Origin of the sequence: Gordonia humi (assembly GCF_014197435.1) — a bacterium.
Taxonomy (GTDB): Bacteria; Actinomycetota; Actinomycetes; order Mycobacteriales; family Mycobacteriaceae; genus Gordonia; species Gordonia humi.
Genome location: NZ_JACIFP010000001.1, coordinates 2,670,105 through 2,686,289, shown reverse-complemented (window position 1 = coordinate 2,686,289; position 16,185 = coordinate 2,670,105). Strand labels below are relative to the sequence as shown.

Genomic DNA, 16,185 nt, shown 5'->3' with positions numbered 1-16,185 from the left:
GACCGCGCGACGTCAGTCGATACCCAGATCGGCGGCGATCTGGGAGATCTGCCGCGCCAGTGCGTGATCCTTCTCGGTGACCGTGTTCTCCGCGTCGTGGGTGATCAAGGTCAGGCGTACGCGCGGATACCGGAGGTCGATGTCCGGATGATGGTTCGCCGCTTCGGCGACGCCGACGATCCGCGTGACGAAGTCGAGACCGCGAACCATGGTTCCGGTCGCGAAATCGGCGACGAGGCCGTCGGGGGTCTGGGTCCAGTTCTGGTCGGCTGTCGTATCGGTGGAGTCCATGATTCGACCCTGCCACTGCCGCGCCGACATCGGAAGGGGTCGACGTCTTCCGATGCCGGCGCGGTCCCGCTACGGAACGGCGACGAAGGCCTCGTCGTCGAACACGCCGAGCGTGACACGAACCGCGCCGGAGGCGTCCTTCGGGATCGCGATGTCGACGTTGCCGGTCGCTGAGGCGCCGGCGTACAGCTCGCCCGACAGTGCGTCGGGTGCGACGGCGTTCGAGTCGGCCGGTGTGTACGTCTTTCCGTCGTCGCCGACGAAGGCGACCGAGATGAACTCGGCGTAGTCGGAGCCTTCACCGGTGTACGTCACGGTCAGGTTGATCAACGCGTACTGCTGACCGGACTCGGGCTCGTCGTTGAACTGGTTCTCGGCCATCACTTGCTCGGTCGCATCGGGGGTGAACTCGTTGACCACGACGGTCCACTCCTTGCCGGTCAGTGTGTCACCGATCTTCGCGGGATTCTCGCGGGTACCGACGTCACCGGACTGTTCCTGGCCGTCTTGCGTGACCTTCGCGGTGTCAGGGGTGAAGGCGTCGTCGATCGCATCGCTGACCACCGCGATGAACACGACGGCCGCCACGATGGTTCCGATCACCGAGATGATGATCGCCGCGATCGACGTCTTCTTCGGCTGTCGTGACTGGAACAGTCCGACGATGCCCAGAATGAACGCGATCGGCAGCAGTATCCAGCCCACGATCAGAGCCCCGGGGATGCATGCGAAGACGAAGCCGATGATCGCGGCGATCAGTGCTATCAGTCCGACGGTGTTGCGTCGCTGGGGCTCGGGCTGCATCGGCGGTACGCCGTATCCCTGCTGCGGGTACGGCGGCTGCTGCTGAAACTGCTGGTACTGCGGTGGCTGCTGGTACTGCCACGCCGCGTTCTGGTACTGCGGTTCGGAGTGCTGGGTGGGGTCCTGGGAGGGGTCGGGGTTCGTCATCGTCGTCTTTCGATAGCCGTTTCGGCCCGGCTGTTGCCGGGCCGAAACGAATGTATCGAACGGGTACGACAATTCCGCCGGATCACCGATTCCGCGGAAGCACCACCGCGACGACGATCGCCATCAGGACGAGCAGTCCGCCGCCGACGCCGACCGCGATGTGGACTCCGTCGACGAACGACGCCCGCGCCGCGTGGACGAGTCCGGCGTCGTCGCCCGCGGCCGACAGCACCTCGTCGAGCGTGCCGTCGAAGTGCTCCCCCGACGGCCCCGTGCCGCGCTGGAATACCAAGGACGCGAGCGCTCCGAGAAGTGCCAGCCCCAGGGCGTTGCCCAGCTCGAAGCTGGTCTCGGAGATGCCGGTGGCCGCACCCGCGCGCTCCGGCGGCACCGAGGAGACCGCGACGTCGGAGACCAGGCTGAACGCGATGCCGTAGCCGACGCCGGCGATCGCCGATCCGAGCATGTACGCCCATACGCCGCCGTCGACGCCGATGCCCAACAGGAGGAGGTTGCCGACCGCCGCCGCACCGAGCGCGGCGATGAACCCGGTTCGCGCACCGACCTTCTCGGTGATCCGCGCCGCCGAGAGCGAGAACACGAACACGGTGACGGCCATCGGGATGCCGAGCAGGGCGGCGTCGAGAGGTTCGCGGCCGGTGACCGACTGCAGGTAGATGCTCGAGAGGTAGCTGAGCGCGGCCAGCGACATCATGCCGATCAGGCTCGAACCGATCGCCACCGCGAAACGGTTGCTGCGCAACAGCGTCAGATCCAGGAGCGGATGCGCCGCCCGTTGCTCGTAACGGACGAACACGATCAGGAAGGCGACGCCGACGACACCCGTGATCAACGCGATGAGATCGGGACCGTCGACGGCGGCGTGCTTGATCGCGTAGACGGTCGGCAGAATGCCCGCCATCGACAGCACCACGCCGACCACGTCGAACGGCGCGTCGGTGGTGACGCGGTGCTCGGGCAGGAGGAACGGCCCCACCGCGAGCAGGATCACCAGTACCGGGAAGTTCACCAGGAACACCGATCCCCACCAGAAGTGTTGGAGCAGCACGCCTCCGACGATCGGTCCCACCGCCGCGCCGCCCGCGAACGCCGCGGTCCACACCCCGATCGCCCGGGCCCGCGCCGCGGGGTTCGGGAACATCGTGGAGATGAGTGACAGGCTCGACGGGAGCAGGGTCGCGCCGCCGATGCCCATGAGTGCGCGGGCGGCGATGAGCATGGTGGGGTCCACCGCGAAGGCGGCGATCACCGAGCCGACGCCGAACACCGCGGCCCCGCCGAGGAGCAGGAGCCGTCTACCGATGCGGTCGCCGAGGTTGCCCATCGTGATCAGGAGTCCCGCCAGCAGGAACCCGTAGATGTCGAGGATCCACAGCGCCTCTGTGCCGCTCGGGTGAAGATGATGGGTCAGTCGGGGCATCGCGAGGTAGAGCACCGAGACGTCCATCGACACCAGCAGGACCGGCAGCATGAGGACGGCAAGGCCGAACCAGGCGCGACGCGGAGTCGGTGCGGCGATGTCGGCGGGCACGTCGGCGACCATGGATGACCTCCTCGGATTCAGTGCTGCGTACGCGGTACGCAGCAGGCTACGAGGATCGAAACTAATTGATGGGTACGGTGTACGCAATACAATCGGTCCACGCGGCCCCGGAAGGAGACCAATGACACCGTCACCACGCGCCCGATTGACGATGCCAGCGATCGTCGACGCGGCCATCGCCCTCGCCGACGAGGACGGCATCGGCGCACTGTCGATGCGGAAGCTGGCCGATCGGCTCGGCGCCGGAACCATGTCGCTGTACCGGCACGTCGCCGACAAGGACCAGCTCATCGGCGCAATGGCCGACGTGGCCGGCGCCGCATTCGCCTATCCGCTCGACGACGCCGGTCTCTGGACCTGGCGCGAGCGCGTGCGGATCGCCGTCGACCGCGACTGGGCTCTGTTCGAGCGCCATCCGTGGATGGTCCTGGCCTACGCGGCACCGCGATACACGTTGTCGGCGACCTCGCGCGCGAGTCTGGCCTGGCTCGCCGACGGACTGACCGACCTCGGCGTCGACCACGACGAGGCGACCACCATGGCGTTGTCGGTATGGGATCTCACCAACGGCGTCGCACTGATGCTGACGACCGATCGCCTGCTGAACGCCGACCCTCCGCTGACGTCGGCACCGGAGGGACTCAAAGAGCGGCTGGACGCAGGGGTGGAGTCGTTGTGTCTGGGGTTCGCGGCGCGGGGTGCGGGGCCGTCACAGGTCGAGTAGCCCGTGGACACCGCCTCCATAGGTACCCGTCGGCGACCGCGAGCCGACTTTCGTTCGGTGCCACCGACGGCTCGATGCCGATCCTGCACACCGAGTCCGACCTCGAGCGCGACAGGCACAAGGCCATTCTGAAAGCGACTTCGTGCTAGCATTTCTGCAGGTCAAGAAGCGTGTTCCCCGCACGAGCGGGGATGACCCCCGGAACCAGTTCGCTGCGGCACCGGCGGAGACGTGCTCCCCGCGCGAGCGGGGATGGTCCGTTCTTACGCGGTGACCGCGAGGTACTGAGTGTGTGCTCCCTGCGCGAGCAGGGATGGCCCCAGTTGCTTACGCGGTAGTCTTGCGTTACACCCTTCGCGTACCAACACTCCATGAGGAACCAGCGCGCCCTGATCGTCACTCGATTGTCCCGCGTCACTGACGCTACGACCAGCCCGGAACGACAGCTAGACGCCTGCCGGGAGCTGTGCGAAAAGCGCGGCTACCAGGTGGTTGGTGTGGCCGAAGACCTGGACGTGTCGGCGGGCAAGACCTCACCGTTCGACCGCCCACAGCTAGGCCGCTGGCTGGACGATCCCACACGGTACGACATGATCGTGTTCTTCCGGGTGGACCGGATCGTTCGCCGCCTGTTCGACCTGGCCGACCCGATTCGTTGGGCGCGCCAGCACGACGTGGCCCTGGTGTCGGCTACTGAAGCCCATTTCGACCTCAGTACGGACTTTGGCGACATCATCGCGTTGCTGGTCGCGAAGGTCGCTGAAATGGAACTGGAAGCCATCAGCGAACGTAACTCAAATGCGTTCCGGCACAACATCAAAGCGGGCAAGTGGCGCGGCGGCGTGCCGCCCTGGGGCTACCTACCCGAGCGTGACGACGAAGGCACCTGGCGACTGGTCCAGGACGCCGAGCAGGTCGCGGTGATCCACGAAGTCGTTCAGCGGGTGCTGGCCGGGGAACCGTTGCGCGCCATCGCCCACGACCTGACAGGCCGGGGCATACTCACGCCGAAGGATCGCTTCGCCCAGGTGAAGGGCCGCGACGTGGCAAACTACGAATGGCATTCCGCACCGCTCAAACGAATGCTGACATCCCTGACGCTGTTGGACCGGATCCGTTCACCCGGGAACCAGTCCTGGACGCCCAGGGCCGCATACAGCGCGACGACAAAGGCCACCGCGCGCTGGGTCCGGGAACGATCGTGGTCGGTGAAGACGGTTCGCCGGTCGTCCGTGCTGAGCCGATCATCACCCGCGACATGTTCGAGCGTGTCGGTGTCGAACTGTCGGGCCGGGAGAACAGGAAGGAACCCACGAGGCGGAGTTCGGGCCTGTTGCTTCGGGTCATCTACTGCGGGGTATGTGGCCGTCCTGCCTATCGCCTGAAGGGTGGCCAGGGAAGGAAGCCCCGATACCGTTGTGCCTCAGCATAATACAAGGACCAGTGCGACAACCGGACGATCAGCCTTGAGTGGGCAGACGCCGAAATCGAACGCCGGGTGTTGGAGAACATGGGCCGATGGAACGGCGGAAGCGCGTCTGGTTCGCCGGAAACGATCACACCAACGAACTGGCCGAAGTCAACGACCTACTAGCCGACCTGACCGACCAACTGGGTACCGGGCCTTCAAGCGCGGCACGCCTCAGCGCGAACGGCTCGATAAGCGCATTGCCTCCCTGACCGAACGCCAGGCCGATCTGTCGGCCACGCCGAACGAACCAGCCGGGCGGCGATACGAACCGACCGGCGAACTGTTCGCGGACTGGTGGGCCGACCAGGACATCGAAGCGAAGAACATCTGGCTACGTCAGATGAACTTCCGCGTCGTGTGGAAATCCCACACCAAAGGAAGCCGGACAATCGTTGACGAATTCGAGTTGGACGGCGATCTGAAAATGAACCTGGACGCCGATCAGCTATTCGGCGTGTTCGCTGACCTGCCCGATATTCTGAGCGATACGGCGACGCTGGAAGAATAGACACTGGTCAGTCGGTAATTGAGACGTCATGTGTTTTGATTAGTCTATCAACAACCCCCTATGGGAAGGGAATGGACCACATGCCGGAACGCCTATACACCGTCGCGGAAGCGGCGGAACACCTCGGAATATCGCCGGTTACCGTAAAGCGGTATATCCGCACAGGAATGCTCAGTTCCGTGAAGTTAGGCCATCAGCGAAGAGTCGGGGAATCCGGTTCCTCCTGCCTGATGAGCAAGACACCACGTATGAAGTCCAGGGCGTACCCGGCTCAGGCAAGTACAACCAGCTTCGCTGGCACCCCGGTGGCGTGGTCCTACTTCAGCGGGTGGACGTATGAGCGTACGCCCACGCCCCCGGAAGGAACCACCCGTGGCAACTGTGATCGACGTGGCCCGACAACTTGGCATCACGAACGCTCAGGCGCAAGCGTGCCCGGGAGCTGGGGGGTGGTCATCGGTGACAGTAGGGGTACAGACAACTGCCTGAGGCCGACGTGGCGCGTCTCCTGGCCACCCAGGCAGTGATCGACCCCTGTCGGTTACCTGACCGCCCCGGACTGCCGCCGAGCACACTGGGCGACCCCGCCATGCGCGAAGCGTTCACCACGCTTCGGTTCCAGCACGAGCACCGACTAATGGACCTGCTATCATGGCACGCCAACGCAACGTTGCCTTCGCGTGATTGTCAGAAGGACGGTCTACCGTCTTGGTATCCAAGGCGCACGCCCAGTTCGACAGATTCGAGACGGAAGGATTAGAGCATGGCCGTCCTTCAACTGATCGAGGACCGAAGCGGTGACACGTCCCGCATAGAACCCCTACCTAACCCTGACGAGAAGGAGCCTGAGGTTCTTGAAAGTGAGGGCTTTAGCACAGTCGACGCCGGTTCCGACTTGCTCATAGACTTCGCAGAGCAACTTTCCCACGCTGGGTTCAAGATTTTAGAATTCTCTTTGGTGGATCGGTATTTCACTGAAGTTGATGAAGACATAGCAGATCAGCTTGAGCCGCGACTGCGTCGGCTAGTGGCTAGTGACAGGCGTGGTTTAAAAGATTTTAAGGCCAGGTTTCTCGTTGATCTCTTTGTTGACCACGTGCGTCTACGAAACCGTAATACAGGTAACGTAATTGTTCTCGGTCAAGAAGGTGTAGTACATGCCCACGCGGAGGAAATAGAGTATCTGTCCCGCGCACTCAATGGGGGCCAGCAGCCCTGATGTCCTCTTACTATCGCGATAGAGTCATAGAGTGGTCTCAGCTATTTGGGGGAATTCTAACCTTCGGGTTATTGGGGAAATGGAGCTTTCTGCCAACAGACTACTGGGGCGGGGAACTTGTAAAGCTAATCGTGGACTTAGTGATCGCGTTTCTGGTCGTTTTCATCGTCTGCGACATCATCTTAGGCAGACCCACCGTTGAACTTGAGTGGCGCAAGGACTCCCGGGACAGGCCCCTGTCCGGGGACGTCCTAGTTCAGGCAAAGAAGCAGACCTTCAACCTCGGATTGAAGGTTACTGGGGGGACAGTCCTACAACGCTACCTTCTAAAGCGCTCCCTCGCAGGCAAGTTCAGCGTTGAGGTACAGATTGTGCCGGGGGATCTGGTGCGTCTGACCAAGCAAGGCGGCACCTCTCATTTTCGATGCAGGGACGATAGGCGTGCCCTGATCTTCGACGGGGTGGAACTCGACGGCGACCGAACGGTGTGCACCGCCGACTTCACGCTGAAGCGTGTCGGCCAAACAGAATACACGCAGGAGGTTCACGTACGTACGTCGGGGTGTTGGGAGCCGAAACTGTGGCGTACATCATTTAGACTAGCCAAGCTAGAGTCGGCAGTGGACCGATTCGTCTTGGAAGGAATCAGCGGTGGGACTTCTAACCACGGGACAAATTAACATCAGCGCTCTCAGGCTTCAGGTCGGCGATCAAGACATGCGCACCCTGTTCAGGAATGCAGCGAAATACCATCAGACCGAAGGTCCGTCCTCGGGATGGGGAAGCTTCGCTGACGATTCAGTTCACGCCACACGCGAAGTCCTTCGGAACTCCTTTGAGCCGGGAAATCCATCGCTGAGCAGAAACCAGTGGCAGACGCCAGTTATAGAGGCCCGATACTATTTTGAAGAGGCGAACACCACACTGCGGAAAGCGCTGGGTGAGGTCGCCGACAGGGATCAGTACTTTCAGCGACGCGGATTGGATTTCATCCTTCTTGATGAGGTTGAAGATGATGGAGTGCTGACTGTGCTGGTATCTACCACCAACTCGTCCGAAATCAAGACGATCGTGAAGCCCGCACTCGAAAACTTGGTGACCCCAGGCTACGAGAACGCTTCGGCAATGGTCACCGATTATGCGAATACCGACGACTTTGACCCAGACCTTTTCCTGTGGTTGTTTTATCGAGACGCGCACGCGCGCCAACTCTCTCCTAGCCTGAAGATCTCAGATATTTCGCGTATGGAATCAAGGAACGGAAAGATCTGGCGGTCAAGATTCTCGCAGGGCGCGAGTATAGACCGGGCCGACATTTTGGCGCTAATCGCAAAGGGGAACGCAACTTTCGGCCCCGCCAAATTTAGTTTTACGTACTCGGGGAACCCCGACAGCTTCTTTGAAATCACTCTCTCTAGCGATTTATCGTTCAGTGTGTTGCGCACTAGTGAGTACGACGACGAGGACATGGCGGATCTGCCTGAGGACGAGTACTGGCCCCGAATGGTTCAGGACGTATGGCAGGTGCTGATTCCTGCCATACGTCGTGCACATAGGGTGGACACGGACTGGCATACCTCGGAACGGGCTAACTTCATCCAGCAGTGCAAGACAGCCGTGCACAAAATCTGACGGGTGTAAACTACGATCTTCGCGTACCCGGTGGCCGTAGCGCTGGTGCTCCCCGCCCGACCGGGGTTGGTCCACAGTAGGGAGTTGTTGCATCGGCACGCGATCGACGTCCACCAGATCGACCAGCACACGAGCAGCCTTCTCAGGGTCCGCCGCGCCGGACAGCGGCCGCGATCGCTCTCCTTACTCGTGCCCAGCCGTGTCGACGTAACCCCCGGCTGCACGGTATCGAAGCAGATTCTTAGTGGCTCGACTTCGTAGCGGAGCGCCTCCGAGATGCTGTTGAGCACAGACTTGGAGACCGCGTGCTCGCAAGATCCCGCCGGACGGACGTCTGAGCTCATCGACGAGAAGCGCAACCGTCCTCGACCGTCGGGCACGCATCTGCAGCAGCACCGCTCACATCAGTCAGATAGGGGCCGAAGACGTTTCGTCGCGAAGAGTCGCTCGACGACGGCCTGTCCGCTTTCTCAATCACCGCTCGAACACCGTAACCCACATTGTTGACGAGGACGTCAATGCCGCCGAAACGCTCGCTAGCGTGCTGGACGGAGTCGTGACCTGTGCCATGTCAGCAGCGTCGAGGGCGATCGGCATGTCTGTGTCGGAGTGGGCGACGACGCCAGCGGCAGTCGCCATGCCACGGACGGGCAACGCAATGTCGCGCCCCCGCGCGAGCCTCGAATCATGGCTCTGCGCGAGACGAGTCTCGACTTCGCTCAACCAGCCGGGAAGGCTCAGACCAGCGGCAGAAGCAGCCCGCGCATCGGAGCCCCTACTCCTCCATACCGCCGATCAACGCTTCCGATATGACCCCGGTCGCCTTCTTCAGCGCGGGTACCGCCTTCGCGATCAGATCCTTGTTCACGCGCGCCGCGGGACCAGAGATGCCGATGGCCATCGGAGTCGGCGCACCGGGCACCGCCATCGCGACGCAGCGGACGCCGATCTCCAGTTCCTCGTCGTCGATCGCGTAGCCGTCGACGCGAGTCCGCTCGACGTTCGCGAACACCGCCGACAGGGTCGACGCACTATTACTCGTCGGCGCGGGCAGCCCGGACTGCGTCACCAGCTTGAGGATCCGCGCGTCGTCGAGTTCGGCGAGCACCGCCTTGCCGACGCCGGACGTGTGCAGGCCGACTCGCTTGCCGACCTCGTTGTTCGTGCGCATCAGATGAGCCGACGGAACCTGCCCGGTGTAGATCGCCATGTCGCCGTCGAGCACCGCGAGACTGGCGGTCTCCGACAACTGATCGACCAGCGCCTGCAGCACCGGGCCGGCGACGGCGCCGAGCTGACGGTTGGCCACCTCGCCGAGGCGGATCAGACGAGGACCGAGCGCGTACCGCCGATTCGGCAGCTGTCGCACGTAACCGATCCCGACCAGGGTGCGAAGCAGCCTGTGAATGGTCGGCGGCGGCAACGGCGACTCGGCCGACAACTCGGTCAACGAGCACTCCCCGCCCGCCCTTCCGATGAGCTCCATCAGCTCGAAGGCGCGCTCCACCGATTGAACGCCGCCCGTCTTCTCCGCCATACGACCCACTCTCGAACTACAGATTTCGTTCCATTAAACAATTCCAAAAACACTTCCGCAATATGGAATAGAGATTACCGGCCGGTAGCGCCCTGGCCTGTACTTCTCCACCCACACATACTAAACTCCACGATGTGGAATTCGGGTTCCGCGGATTCATCTCGACAGTGAGGAGACACCTGTGACACGACGTCTCGACGACGCGGTGCTCGCCGACGTCGAGCGCCGCCTCGCGGCCGCCGACGCACAACTGGCGACGCGCTACCCCGGCGACGACGGACGGCGCCAGCCCGTCCACACGGTCTACATCCCGGGCAACCGCTACACGGCGACGATGCCCGCCGACTGGGGCACCGCGGCACTCGAAGCGGCGCGCGCCGGTGGCGGACTGGACGAGGTCGCCACGATGGTCGGCGCGACGTCGGACTCCGACTGCGCACCCGAGACCCTCGCCGCACTCGTCGACGACAAGCTGCGCACCGAGCCGATCGAGGACCTCCGCATCGACTTCGAAGACGGCTACGGCACCTTCGACGACACCACCGAGGACGGCGACGTCACCCAGGCGATCGCCGCCCTGCGGACCGCCCTCGACGCCGGCACCTCCACCCCGTTCGTCGGGACCCGCTTCAAGTGCTTCGAGGCGGGCACTCGGGCCCGCGGACTCCGCACCCTGGACATGTTCGTCAGCGGCCTCGTCGAATCGGGCGGGCTCCCGGACGGCCTGACCCTGACCCTCCCCAAGGTCACCTCGGTCGATCAGGTGGAGGCGATGGTGGCCGTCGCCGGTGCGCTCGAGGCCGCGAACGGCCTGCCGACCGGCCGCATCCGGTTCGAGGTGCAGGTCGAGACGCCGCAGGCGATCCTCGGCGCGGACGGTCGCGCACCGGTCGCGCAGTTCATCCACGCCGGTCAGGACCGCGTCAGCTCACTGCACTACGGCACCTACGACTACTCGGCGTCGCTCGGCATCGCCGCCGCCTACCAGTCGATGGAGCACCCCGCGGCCGACCACGCGAAATCCGTCATGCAGTTGGCTGTCGCCGGAACGGGCGTGCACATGTCCGACGGCTCCACCAACATCCTGCCGATCGGCGATCCGGACAACATCGCAACGGCATGGCGGCTCCACGCCCGACTCGTCCGCCGCCACCTCGAACGCGGCATCTACCAGGGCTGGGACATGCATCCCGCTCAGCTGGTGACCCGCTATCTGGCGACCTACGCGTTCTACCGCGGCGCCTTCGCCCCCGCGGCGACGCGGCTGCGCAACTACGTCCACAAGCTCGACTCGACGGTGATGGACGAGCCGGCCACCGCCCGCGCCCTCGCCAACGTGATCAACCGCGGCAGCGTGTGCGGCGCCCTCACCGTTGACGAGATCGAGACCGCCGTCGACCTTCCCCAGACCACCGTGCGCGACCTCGCGCTCGGCCGCCCGATCAGGAGTAATCAGTGACCACTGCGTCGTACTACACGCCCCGCGGCGGACTGCCCCCGCAGACCGACCTGTTGACCGACCGCGCCATCGTCACCGAGGCGTACACCGTGATCCCGCGCGGCGTCCTCTCCGACATCGTCACCTCGGTTCTGCCCGAGTGGACCGACACCCGCGCATGGATCATCAACCGTCCGGTCGCCGGCGGCGCGACCACCTATTTCCAGGCGATCGTCGAGGTCAAGCCCGGTGGCGGCGCGCAGCGCCCCGAGCCGCAGCCCGAGGTCCAGAGCTTCCTGTTCGTCACCTCCGGCGCGCTGACCGTCGACGCCGACGGCCAGAGCCAGACCCTCACCGAAGGCGGCTTCGCCTACCTGCCCGCCGGCACCCCGTGGTCGGCCCGCAACGACGGAGACGCCGACGCGTCGTTCGTGTGGATCCGCAAGCGTTACGAGGCCATCGCGGGTCACACCCCGTCGATCAAGTTCGGCAACGAGCAGGACATCGAACCCTCGGCCATGCCCGACACCGACGGCAAGTGGCGCACCACGCGCATGCTCGATCCGCAGGACCTGGCCTACGACATGCACGTCAACGTCGTGACATTCGAGCCGGGCGGCACCATTCCGTTCGCCGAGACCCACGTCATGGAGCACGGCCTGCTGATGCTCGAAGGCAAGGCCGTCTACCACCTCAACGGCGACTGGGTGGAGGTCCAGGAGGGCGACTTCCTCTCGCTGCGCGCGTTCTGCCCGCAGGCCTGCTACGCCGGAGGGCCGTCGAACTTCCGCTACCTGCTGTACAAGGACGTCAACCGCCAGATCATGCTCTGAGCGTCGACGAGGTCTCGACTCCACTCGACCGGCAGGAGACGGCTACCGCCCGGCACGCGTGTTCCGCGTGCCGGGCGGTGCTTCGTCGTGGAGGGTGCCGAACACGACGAGACCGGGCGCCTGGGAGGCGACGCCCGGTCTCGTGTCTCGGGAGGTCTACAGCTGGAACGGCCAGCCGACGACGGTCTTGGGCCGCGGGGTCGCGTACGTGCGGACCTTCGACGTGGTCAGGCCCATACGGACCAGCCCCTCGGCGATGGTGACCGCCGAGCGGACACCGTCGACGATGGGCACGCCGGTGGCGGCCTTCACCTTGTCTTCGAGTTCGGCCATGCCGCCGCAGCCGAGGCAGATGACTTCGGCGTGATCGTTCTCGACGGCCTCGCGCGACTGCGCGACGATCGCCTCGACGGCCCGCTCGGGGTCGGACTCCAGTTCCAGGACGCCGAGTCCGGACGCGCGGACCGACGCGCAGCGGTCGTCGAGACCCGCCAGCTTGAGACGGTCCTCGATGAGCGGCACGGTGCGGTCGAGCGTGGTGACGACCGAATACTTGTGGCCGAGGTACATGGCGGTCGACGCCGCGGCCTCCGTGATGTCCACGACGGGGACGTCGAGCAACTCCTGCAGCCCCTCACGGCCGTGTTCGCCGTAGCCGGCCTGGATGACGGCGTCGAACGGCTCCGGGTACGACGTGATCGCGTCCATCACGGCGATCGCCGCGAGATAGCTCTCGAAATTGCCCTCGCACGAGTCCGCGCCGAAACGCGGAGTGATGCCGACGATCTCCGTACCGGGCGATGCGACGGCGCGCGCCGACTCGGCGATCGCGTCGGTCATCGACACGGTGGTGTTCACGTTGGCGACGAGAATGCGCATGGTTGCTCCTTGGGTCTTCACTCCGCTCGACCAGCGGAGTCCTTGCTAGTGCGTGCTGGCGACGGCGATCTCCTCGCCGTCCGCATCTGTGAACGGGCCCTTCCGGTCGGCGACCAGCAGGTACACGATCGCACCGAGTCCGGCGCCGATGAACCAGGAGAAGTCGGCGACCGAGTCGAACGCCGGGACGAAGGCCACGACCAGGGCGAATGCCGCGGTGACGAGCAGCGCCAGAGCGGCCCGCATGTTCACGCCCTGCGTGTAGAAGTAGTCGCCGTTCGCGTTCACGCTGAACACGTGCTTCACATTCACCTTGCTGCGACGCACCAGCCAGTAGTCGGCCATGATGATGCCGAACAGCGGGCCCAGGACGGCGCCGAGGCCGCCGAGGAAGTAGTTGATCACGGCGGGGCTGTCGTACAGGTTCCACGGCAGGATCACCAGGCCGATGACTGCGGAGATGAACGCGGCGCGCCGGAAGTTCAGGTGCCTCGGGAACAGGTTGTTCAGCGCGTAGATCGGGGCGACGAAGTTCGCCATCATGTTGACCGCGACGGTCAGGATCAGCAGCGCCAGGCACGCCAGGACCAGCAGGAACGTGTTCGGGATCTCTTCGACGATCTCCGCGGGCGAGTCGATGATGCGGCCGTCGATGCGGAACTGCGCGCCGGCCAGGATGATGACGATCGCACCGAAGACGAGCATGTTCAGCGGGATGCCGAAGAAGTTGCCGCGGACGATCGAGCCCTTCGACTTCGCGTTGCGCGTGAAGTCGCAGAAGTTCAGGACGAAGGTGCCGTAGATGGCGACCCACAGGCTGGCGCCGCCGACGATCTTGAGCCACATGTCGCCGCCGGTCAACGAGTCGGGGGTGGTCCACGAGATGGTCCAGCCGGCGTTGCTGAGCATCCAGATCGCCAGGGCGATCATGGTGATCAGGATGACCGGTCCGGCGAACGCCTCGTACTTGCGGATCATCTCCATGCCGTAACTGACGATGATCACCTGGACCACCCACAGGATCAGGAAGGCGATCCAGCCCAGCGTCGACAGACCCAGGAAGCTGTTGTCGTCCAATGACGACGCCGACGGAATGATCGCGATGATCAGCACGCGGAACACGACCGAGGCGAGGTAGGTCTGAATGCCGAACCACGCGATGGCCACTCCGCCTCGGATCAGCGCCGGGATCTGCGCTCCACGGATGCCGAACGCGATACGGCTCATCACCGGGAACGGGACACCGGTCTTCTCCCCCATGAATCCGGACAGCGTGAGCAGCAGGAACAGGAAGACCGCGCCGAGTACGAGCGCCAGGAGGATCTGCCAGCCGCCCAGGCCCAGGGCGAACAGCCCGATGGCGAACGAGTAGTTGCCGAGGCTGTGCACGTCGTTGGCCCACAACGTGAAGATGTTGTAGGCGCTCCAACGACGGCCCTCACGCTTGGTGGGCGCGAGGTCGGTGTTGTACAGCGCCGGACTGACGTCTGCGGGCCGACTGCGGTCGTCGCGACTCGGGTCGTCGACGAACTCTACGGTGTCTGTGCTCATGGGAAGAACTTTCACGTTCGGGGCGATGGTCGTACGACCGCCGCTGAATTCCACTTTGCGGAATAGGTATTCCACAACGTCGTCAAGTAACTCTCATGTAGCGGGGATCTGTCAAGCTCTTCGCACGATTGACGGTGGGAATCCTCACATCTAAAATCTTCCGTTGAGTAGAGTTTTAGTTCCACGATGAGGAACACGTCTCGTAAGGAGATCCCTGCATGACGATCGATGCCACCGAGCAGTCGAGCCAGCCGAGTTTCGATCTGGTCGTTCGCGGCGAGCGCACCCTGACGACTGCGGGCATCGTCCCCCGCGAGATCGGCATCCGCGACGGCCGCGTCGTCGCGATCGAACCGCTGGGTAGCGGCCTGACCGGCACCGAGGTGATCGAACTGACCGACGAGCAGGTCATGATCCCCGGCCTGGTCGACACGCACGTCCACGTGAACGAACCCGGTCGCACCGAGTGGGAGGGATTCGACTCCGCGACCCGCGCCGCGGCGGCGGGAGGCGTCACGACGCTCATCGACATGCCTCTCAACTCGATCCCGCCGACCGTCAACGTCGAGGCGCTGGCCGCCAAGCGCGCCGCGGCGCAGGGCAAGACACACATCGACGTCGGCTTCTGGGGCGGCGCGATCCCGGGCAACACCGATGATCTGCGCGGCCTGCACGACGAGGGCGTCTTCGGTTTCAAATGCTTCCTGCTGCACTCGGGCGTCGACGAGTTCCCACACTTGGACGCGGACGAGATGGAGAAGGACATGGCCGTGCTGGCCGGGTTCGACTCGATGATGATCGTCCACGCCGAGGACTCGCGCGCCATCGACCACGCCCCCACCGCCGAGGGCAATCAGTACGACCGATTCCTCAAGTCGCGTCCGCGGGGCGCCGAGAACGTGGCGATCGCCGAGGTCATCGAGCGGGCCCGCTGGACCGGTGCTCGCGCGCACGTGCTGCACCTGTCGTCGTCGGACGCGCTGCCGATGATCGCGACCGCCAAGCGCGACGGCGTGAAGATCACCGTCGAGACCTGCCCGCACTACCTGACGCTTCTGGCCGAGGAGATCCCCAACGGCGGCACCGCGTACAAGTGCTGCCCGCCGATCCGCGAGGCGTCGAACCGTGAACTGCTGTGGCAGGGGCTGCTCGACGGAACCATCAACTGCATCGTGTCCGACCACTCGCCGTCGACCGTCGATCTCAAGGACGTGGAGAACGGCGACTTCGGTGTGGCCTGGGGCGGCGTCGCGTCACTGCAGCTCGGGCTGTCGCTCATCTGGACCGAGGCCAAGCTCCGCGGCATCGATCTGCCCCAGGTGATCGAGTGGATGGCGACCAACCCCGCCCAGCTCGCCGGCCTGACCAACAAGGGCCGGATCGCACTCGGCTGCGACGCCGACTTCGCGATCTTCGAACCGGAGTCCGCGCAGGTCGTCGACGTGCACAAGCTGCACCACAAGAACCCGATCAGTCCGTACGACGGCCGCGCCCTGGCAGGCGTCGTCAAGAGCACGTGGCTGCGCGGCAAGCAGGTCGACTACCAGACCGCGCAGGGACGCATGCTGCGTCGCGGCGACGTGTGAC

Annotated in this window: 16 protein-coding genes; 10 read left to right on the top strand and 6 right to left on the bottom strand. The window is 64.4% G+C overall.

Annotated elements, in window-relative coordinates; all coding sequences use genetic code 11:
• Nucleotides 1–12: 12 nt before the first annotated feature.
• The 3 genes from BKA16_RS12230 to BKA16_RS12220 all read right to left on the bottom strand — a co-directional run bounded on the left by BKA16_RS12230 (nt 13) and on the right by BKA16_RS12220 (nt 2,806).
• Nucleotides 13–291, bottom strand: coding sequence for a 4a-hydroxytetrahydrobiopterin dehydratase (locus BKA16_RS12230; protein WP_183370907.1), 279 nt, complete (start codon nt 289–291; stop codon nt 13–15).
• Between the two features lie 69 nt (nt 292–360).
• Nucleotides 361–1,242, bottom strand: a complete 882-nt coding sequence (locus tag BKA16_RS12225; RefSeq protein WP_246371747.1) for a DUF4352 domain-containing protein — start codon at nt 1,240–1,242, stop codon at nt 361–363.
• Nucleotides 1,243–1,324: 82 nt separating this feature from the next.
• Entirely contained in the window at nt 1,325–2,806 is a 1,482-nt protein-coding gene (locus BKA16_RS12220; protein WP_183370906.1) for an MFS transporter, read from the bottom strand.
• Between the two features lie 121 nt (nt 2,807–2,927).
• Between BKA16_RS12220 and BKA16_RS12215 the strand changes: the two genes are divergently transcribed.
• The 7 genes from BKA16_RS12215 to BKA16_RS12190 all read left to right on the top strand — a co-directional run bounded on the left by BKA16_RS12215 (nt 2,928) and on the right by BKA16_RS12190 (nt 8,360).
• The gene (locus tag BKA16_RS12215; protein ID WP_183370905.1) at nt 2,928–3,530 is read left to right on the top strand and encodes a TetR/AcrR family transcriptional regulator; all 603 of its coding nucleotides are present in this window, start codon (nt 2,928–2,930) and stop codon (nt 3,528–3,530) included.
• Between the two features lie 371 nt (nt 3,531–3,901).
• Nucleotides 3,902–4,915 (top strand): recombinase family protein, encoded by a 1,014-nt coding sequence (locus BKA16_RS23900; protein WP_246371745.1) that lies wholly within the window; start codon nt 3,902–3,904, stop codon nt 4,913–4,915.
• Between the two features lie 81 nt (nt 4,916–4,996).
• On the top strand, nt 4,997–5,509 hold the full coding sequence (locus tag BKA16_RS23895; protein ID WP_246371742.1) for a hypothetical protein: 513 nt from the start codon (nt 4,997–4,999) through the stop codon (nt 5,507–5,509).
• 71 nt (nt 5,510–5,580) lie between these two features.
• Entirely contained in the window at nt 5,581–6,036 is a 456-nt protein-coding gene (locus tag BKA16_RS24305; protein WP_382427250.1) for a helix-turn-helix domain-containing protein, read from the top strand.
• 236 nt (nt 6,037–6,272) lie between these two features.
• Nucleotides 6,273–6,728, top strand: a complete 456-nt coding sequence (locus BKA16_RS12200) for a hypothetical protein (protein ID WP_183370904.1) — start codon at nt 6,273–6,275, stop codon at nt 6,726–6,728.
• The gene (locus BKA16_RS12195) at nt 6,728–7,408 is read left to right on the top strand and encodes a hypothetical protein (RefSeq protein ID WP_183370903.1); all 681 of its coding nucleotides are present in this window, start codon (nt 6,728–6,730) and stop codon (nt 7,406–7,408) included. Before BKA16_RS12200 ends, BKA16_RS12195 begins: the two co-directional genes overlap by 1 nt.
• The gene (locus BKA16_RS12190) at nt 7,380–8,360 is read left to right on the top strand and encodes a hypothetical protein (RefSeq protein ID WP_183370902.1); all 981 of its coding nucleotides are present in this window, start codon (nt 7,380–7,382) and stop codon (nt 8,358–8,360) included. Before BKA16_RS12195 ends, BKA16_RS12190 begins: the two co-directional genes overlap by 29 nt.
• Nucleotides 8,361–9,135: 775 nt before the next feature.
• On the opposite strand, the gene BKA16_RS12185 is transcribed toward BKA16_RS12190, so the two are convergent.
• Nucleotides 9,136–9,897: an IclR family transcriptional regulator gene (locus tag BKA16_RS12185; RefSeq protein ID WP_183370901.1), complete on the bottom strand. Its 762-nt coding sequence runs from the start codon at nt 9,895–9,897 to the stop codon at nt 9,136–9,138.
• Between the two features lie 181 nt (nt 9,898–10,078).
• Here BKA16_RS12185 and BKA16_RS12180 point away from each other — a divergent pair, with 181 nt between their 5' ends.
• The gene (locus BKA16_RS12180; RefSeq protein ID WP_183370900.1) at nt 10,079–11,356 is read left to right on the top strand and encodes a DUF6986 family protein; all 1,278 of its coding nucleotides are present in this window, start codon (nt 10,079–10,081) and stop codon (nt 11,354–11,356) included.
• Nucleotides 11,353–12,168: a bifunctional allantoicase/(S)-ureidoglycine aminohydrolase gene (locus BKA16_RS12175; protein ID WP_183370899.1), complete on the top strand. Its 816-nt coding sequence runs from the start codon at nt 11,353–11,355 to the stop codon at nt 12,166–12,168. Before BKA16_RS12180 ends, BKA16_RS12175 begins: the two co-directional genes overlap by 4 nt.
• Before the next feature lie 156 nt (nt 12,169–12,324).
• On the opposite strand, the gene BKA16_RS12170 is transcribed toward BKA16_RS12175, so the two are convergent.
• Both BKA16_RS12170 and BKA16_RS12165 read right to left on the bottom strand, forming a co-directional pair.
• Entirely contained in the window at nt 12,325–13,047 is a 723-nt protein-coding gene (locus BKA16_RS12170; protein WP_183370898.1) for an aspartate/glutamate racemase family protein, read from the bottom strand.
• A 45-nt stretch (nt 13,048–13,092) separates the two neighbouring features.
• The gene (locus tag BKA16_RS12165; protein ID WP_183370897.1) at nt 13,093–14,598 is read right to left on the bottom strand and encodes an NCS1 family nucleobase:cation symporter-1; all 1,506 of its coding nucleotides are present in this window, start codon (nt 14,596–14,598) and stop codon (nt 13,093–13,095) included.
• Between the two features lie 218 nt (nt 14,599–14,816).
• Here BKA16_RS12165 and allB point away from each other — a divergent pair, with 218 nt between their 5' ends.
• Nucleotides 14,817–16,184: an allantoinase AllB gene (allB, locus tag BKA16_RS12160; RefSeq protein ID WP_183370896.1), complete on the top strand. Its 1,368-nt coding sequence runs from the start codon at nt 14,817–14,819 to the stop codon at nt 16,182–16,184.
• Nucleotide 16,185: the final 1 nt, after the last annotated feature.

Coding starts and splice junctions, on each gene's coding strand:
- BKA16_RS12230 (WP_183370907.1), bottom strand. CDS start 291: ATGGACTCCACCGATACGACAGCCGACCAGAACTGGACCCAGACCCCC.
- BKA16_RS12225 (WP_246371747.1), bottom strand. CDS start 1,242: ATGACGAACCCCGACCCCTCCCAGGACCCCACCCAGCACTCCGAACCG.
- BKA16_RS12220 (WP_183370906.1), bottom strand. CDS start 2,806: ATGGTCGCCGACGTGCCCGCCGACATCGCCGCACCGACTCCGCGTCGC.
- BKA16_RS12215 (WP_183370905.1), top strand. CDS start 2,928: ATGACACCGTCACCACGCGCCCGATTGACGATGCCAGCGATCGTCGAC.
- BKA16_RS23900 (WP_246371745.1), top strand. CDS start 3,902: ATGAGGAACCAGCGCGCCCTGATCGTCACTCGATTGTCCCGCGTCACT.
- BKA16_RS24305 (WP_382427250.1), top strand. CDS start 5,581: ATGGACCACATGCCGGAACGCCTATACACCGTCGCGGAAGCGGCGGAA.
- BKA16_RS12200 (WP_183370904.1), top strand. CDS start 6,273: ATGGCCGTCCTTCAACTGATCGAGGACCGAAGCGGTGACACGTCCCGC.
- BKA16_RS12195 (WP_183370903.1), top strand. CDS start 6,728: ATGTCCTCTTACTATCGCGATAGAGTCATAGAGTGGTCTCAGCTATTT.
- BKA16_RS12185 (WP_183370901.1), bottom strand. CDS start 9,897: ATGGCGGAGAAGACGGGCGGCGTTCAATCGGTGGAGCGCGCCTTCGAG.
- BKA16_RS12170 (WP_183370898.1), bottom strand. CDS start 13,047: ATGCGCATTCTCGTCGCCAACGTGAACACCACCGTGTCGATGACCGAC.
- BKA16_RS12165 (WP_183370897.1), bottom strand. CDS start 14,598: ATGAGCACAGACACCGTAGAGTTCGTCGACGACCCGAGTCGCGACGAC.
- allB (WP_183370896.1), top strand. CDS start 14,817: ATGACGATCGATGCCACCGAGCAGTCGAGCCAGCCGAGTTTCGATCTG.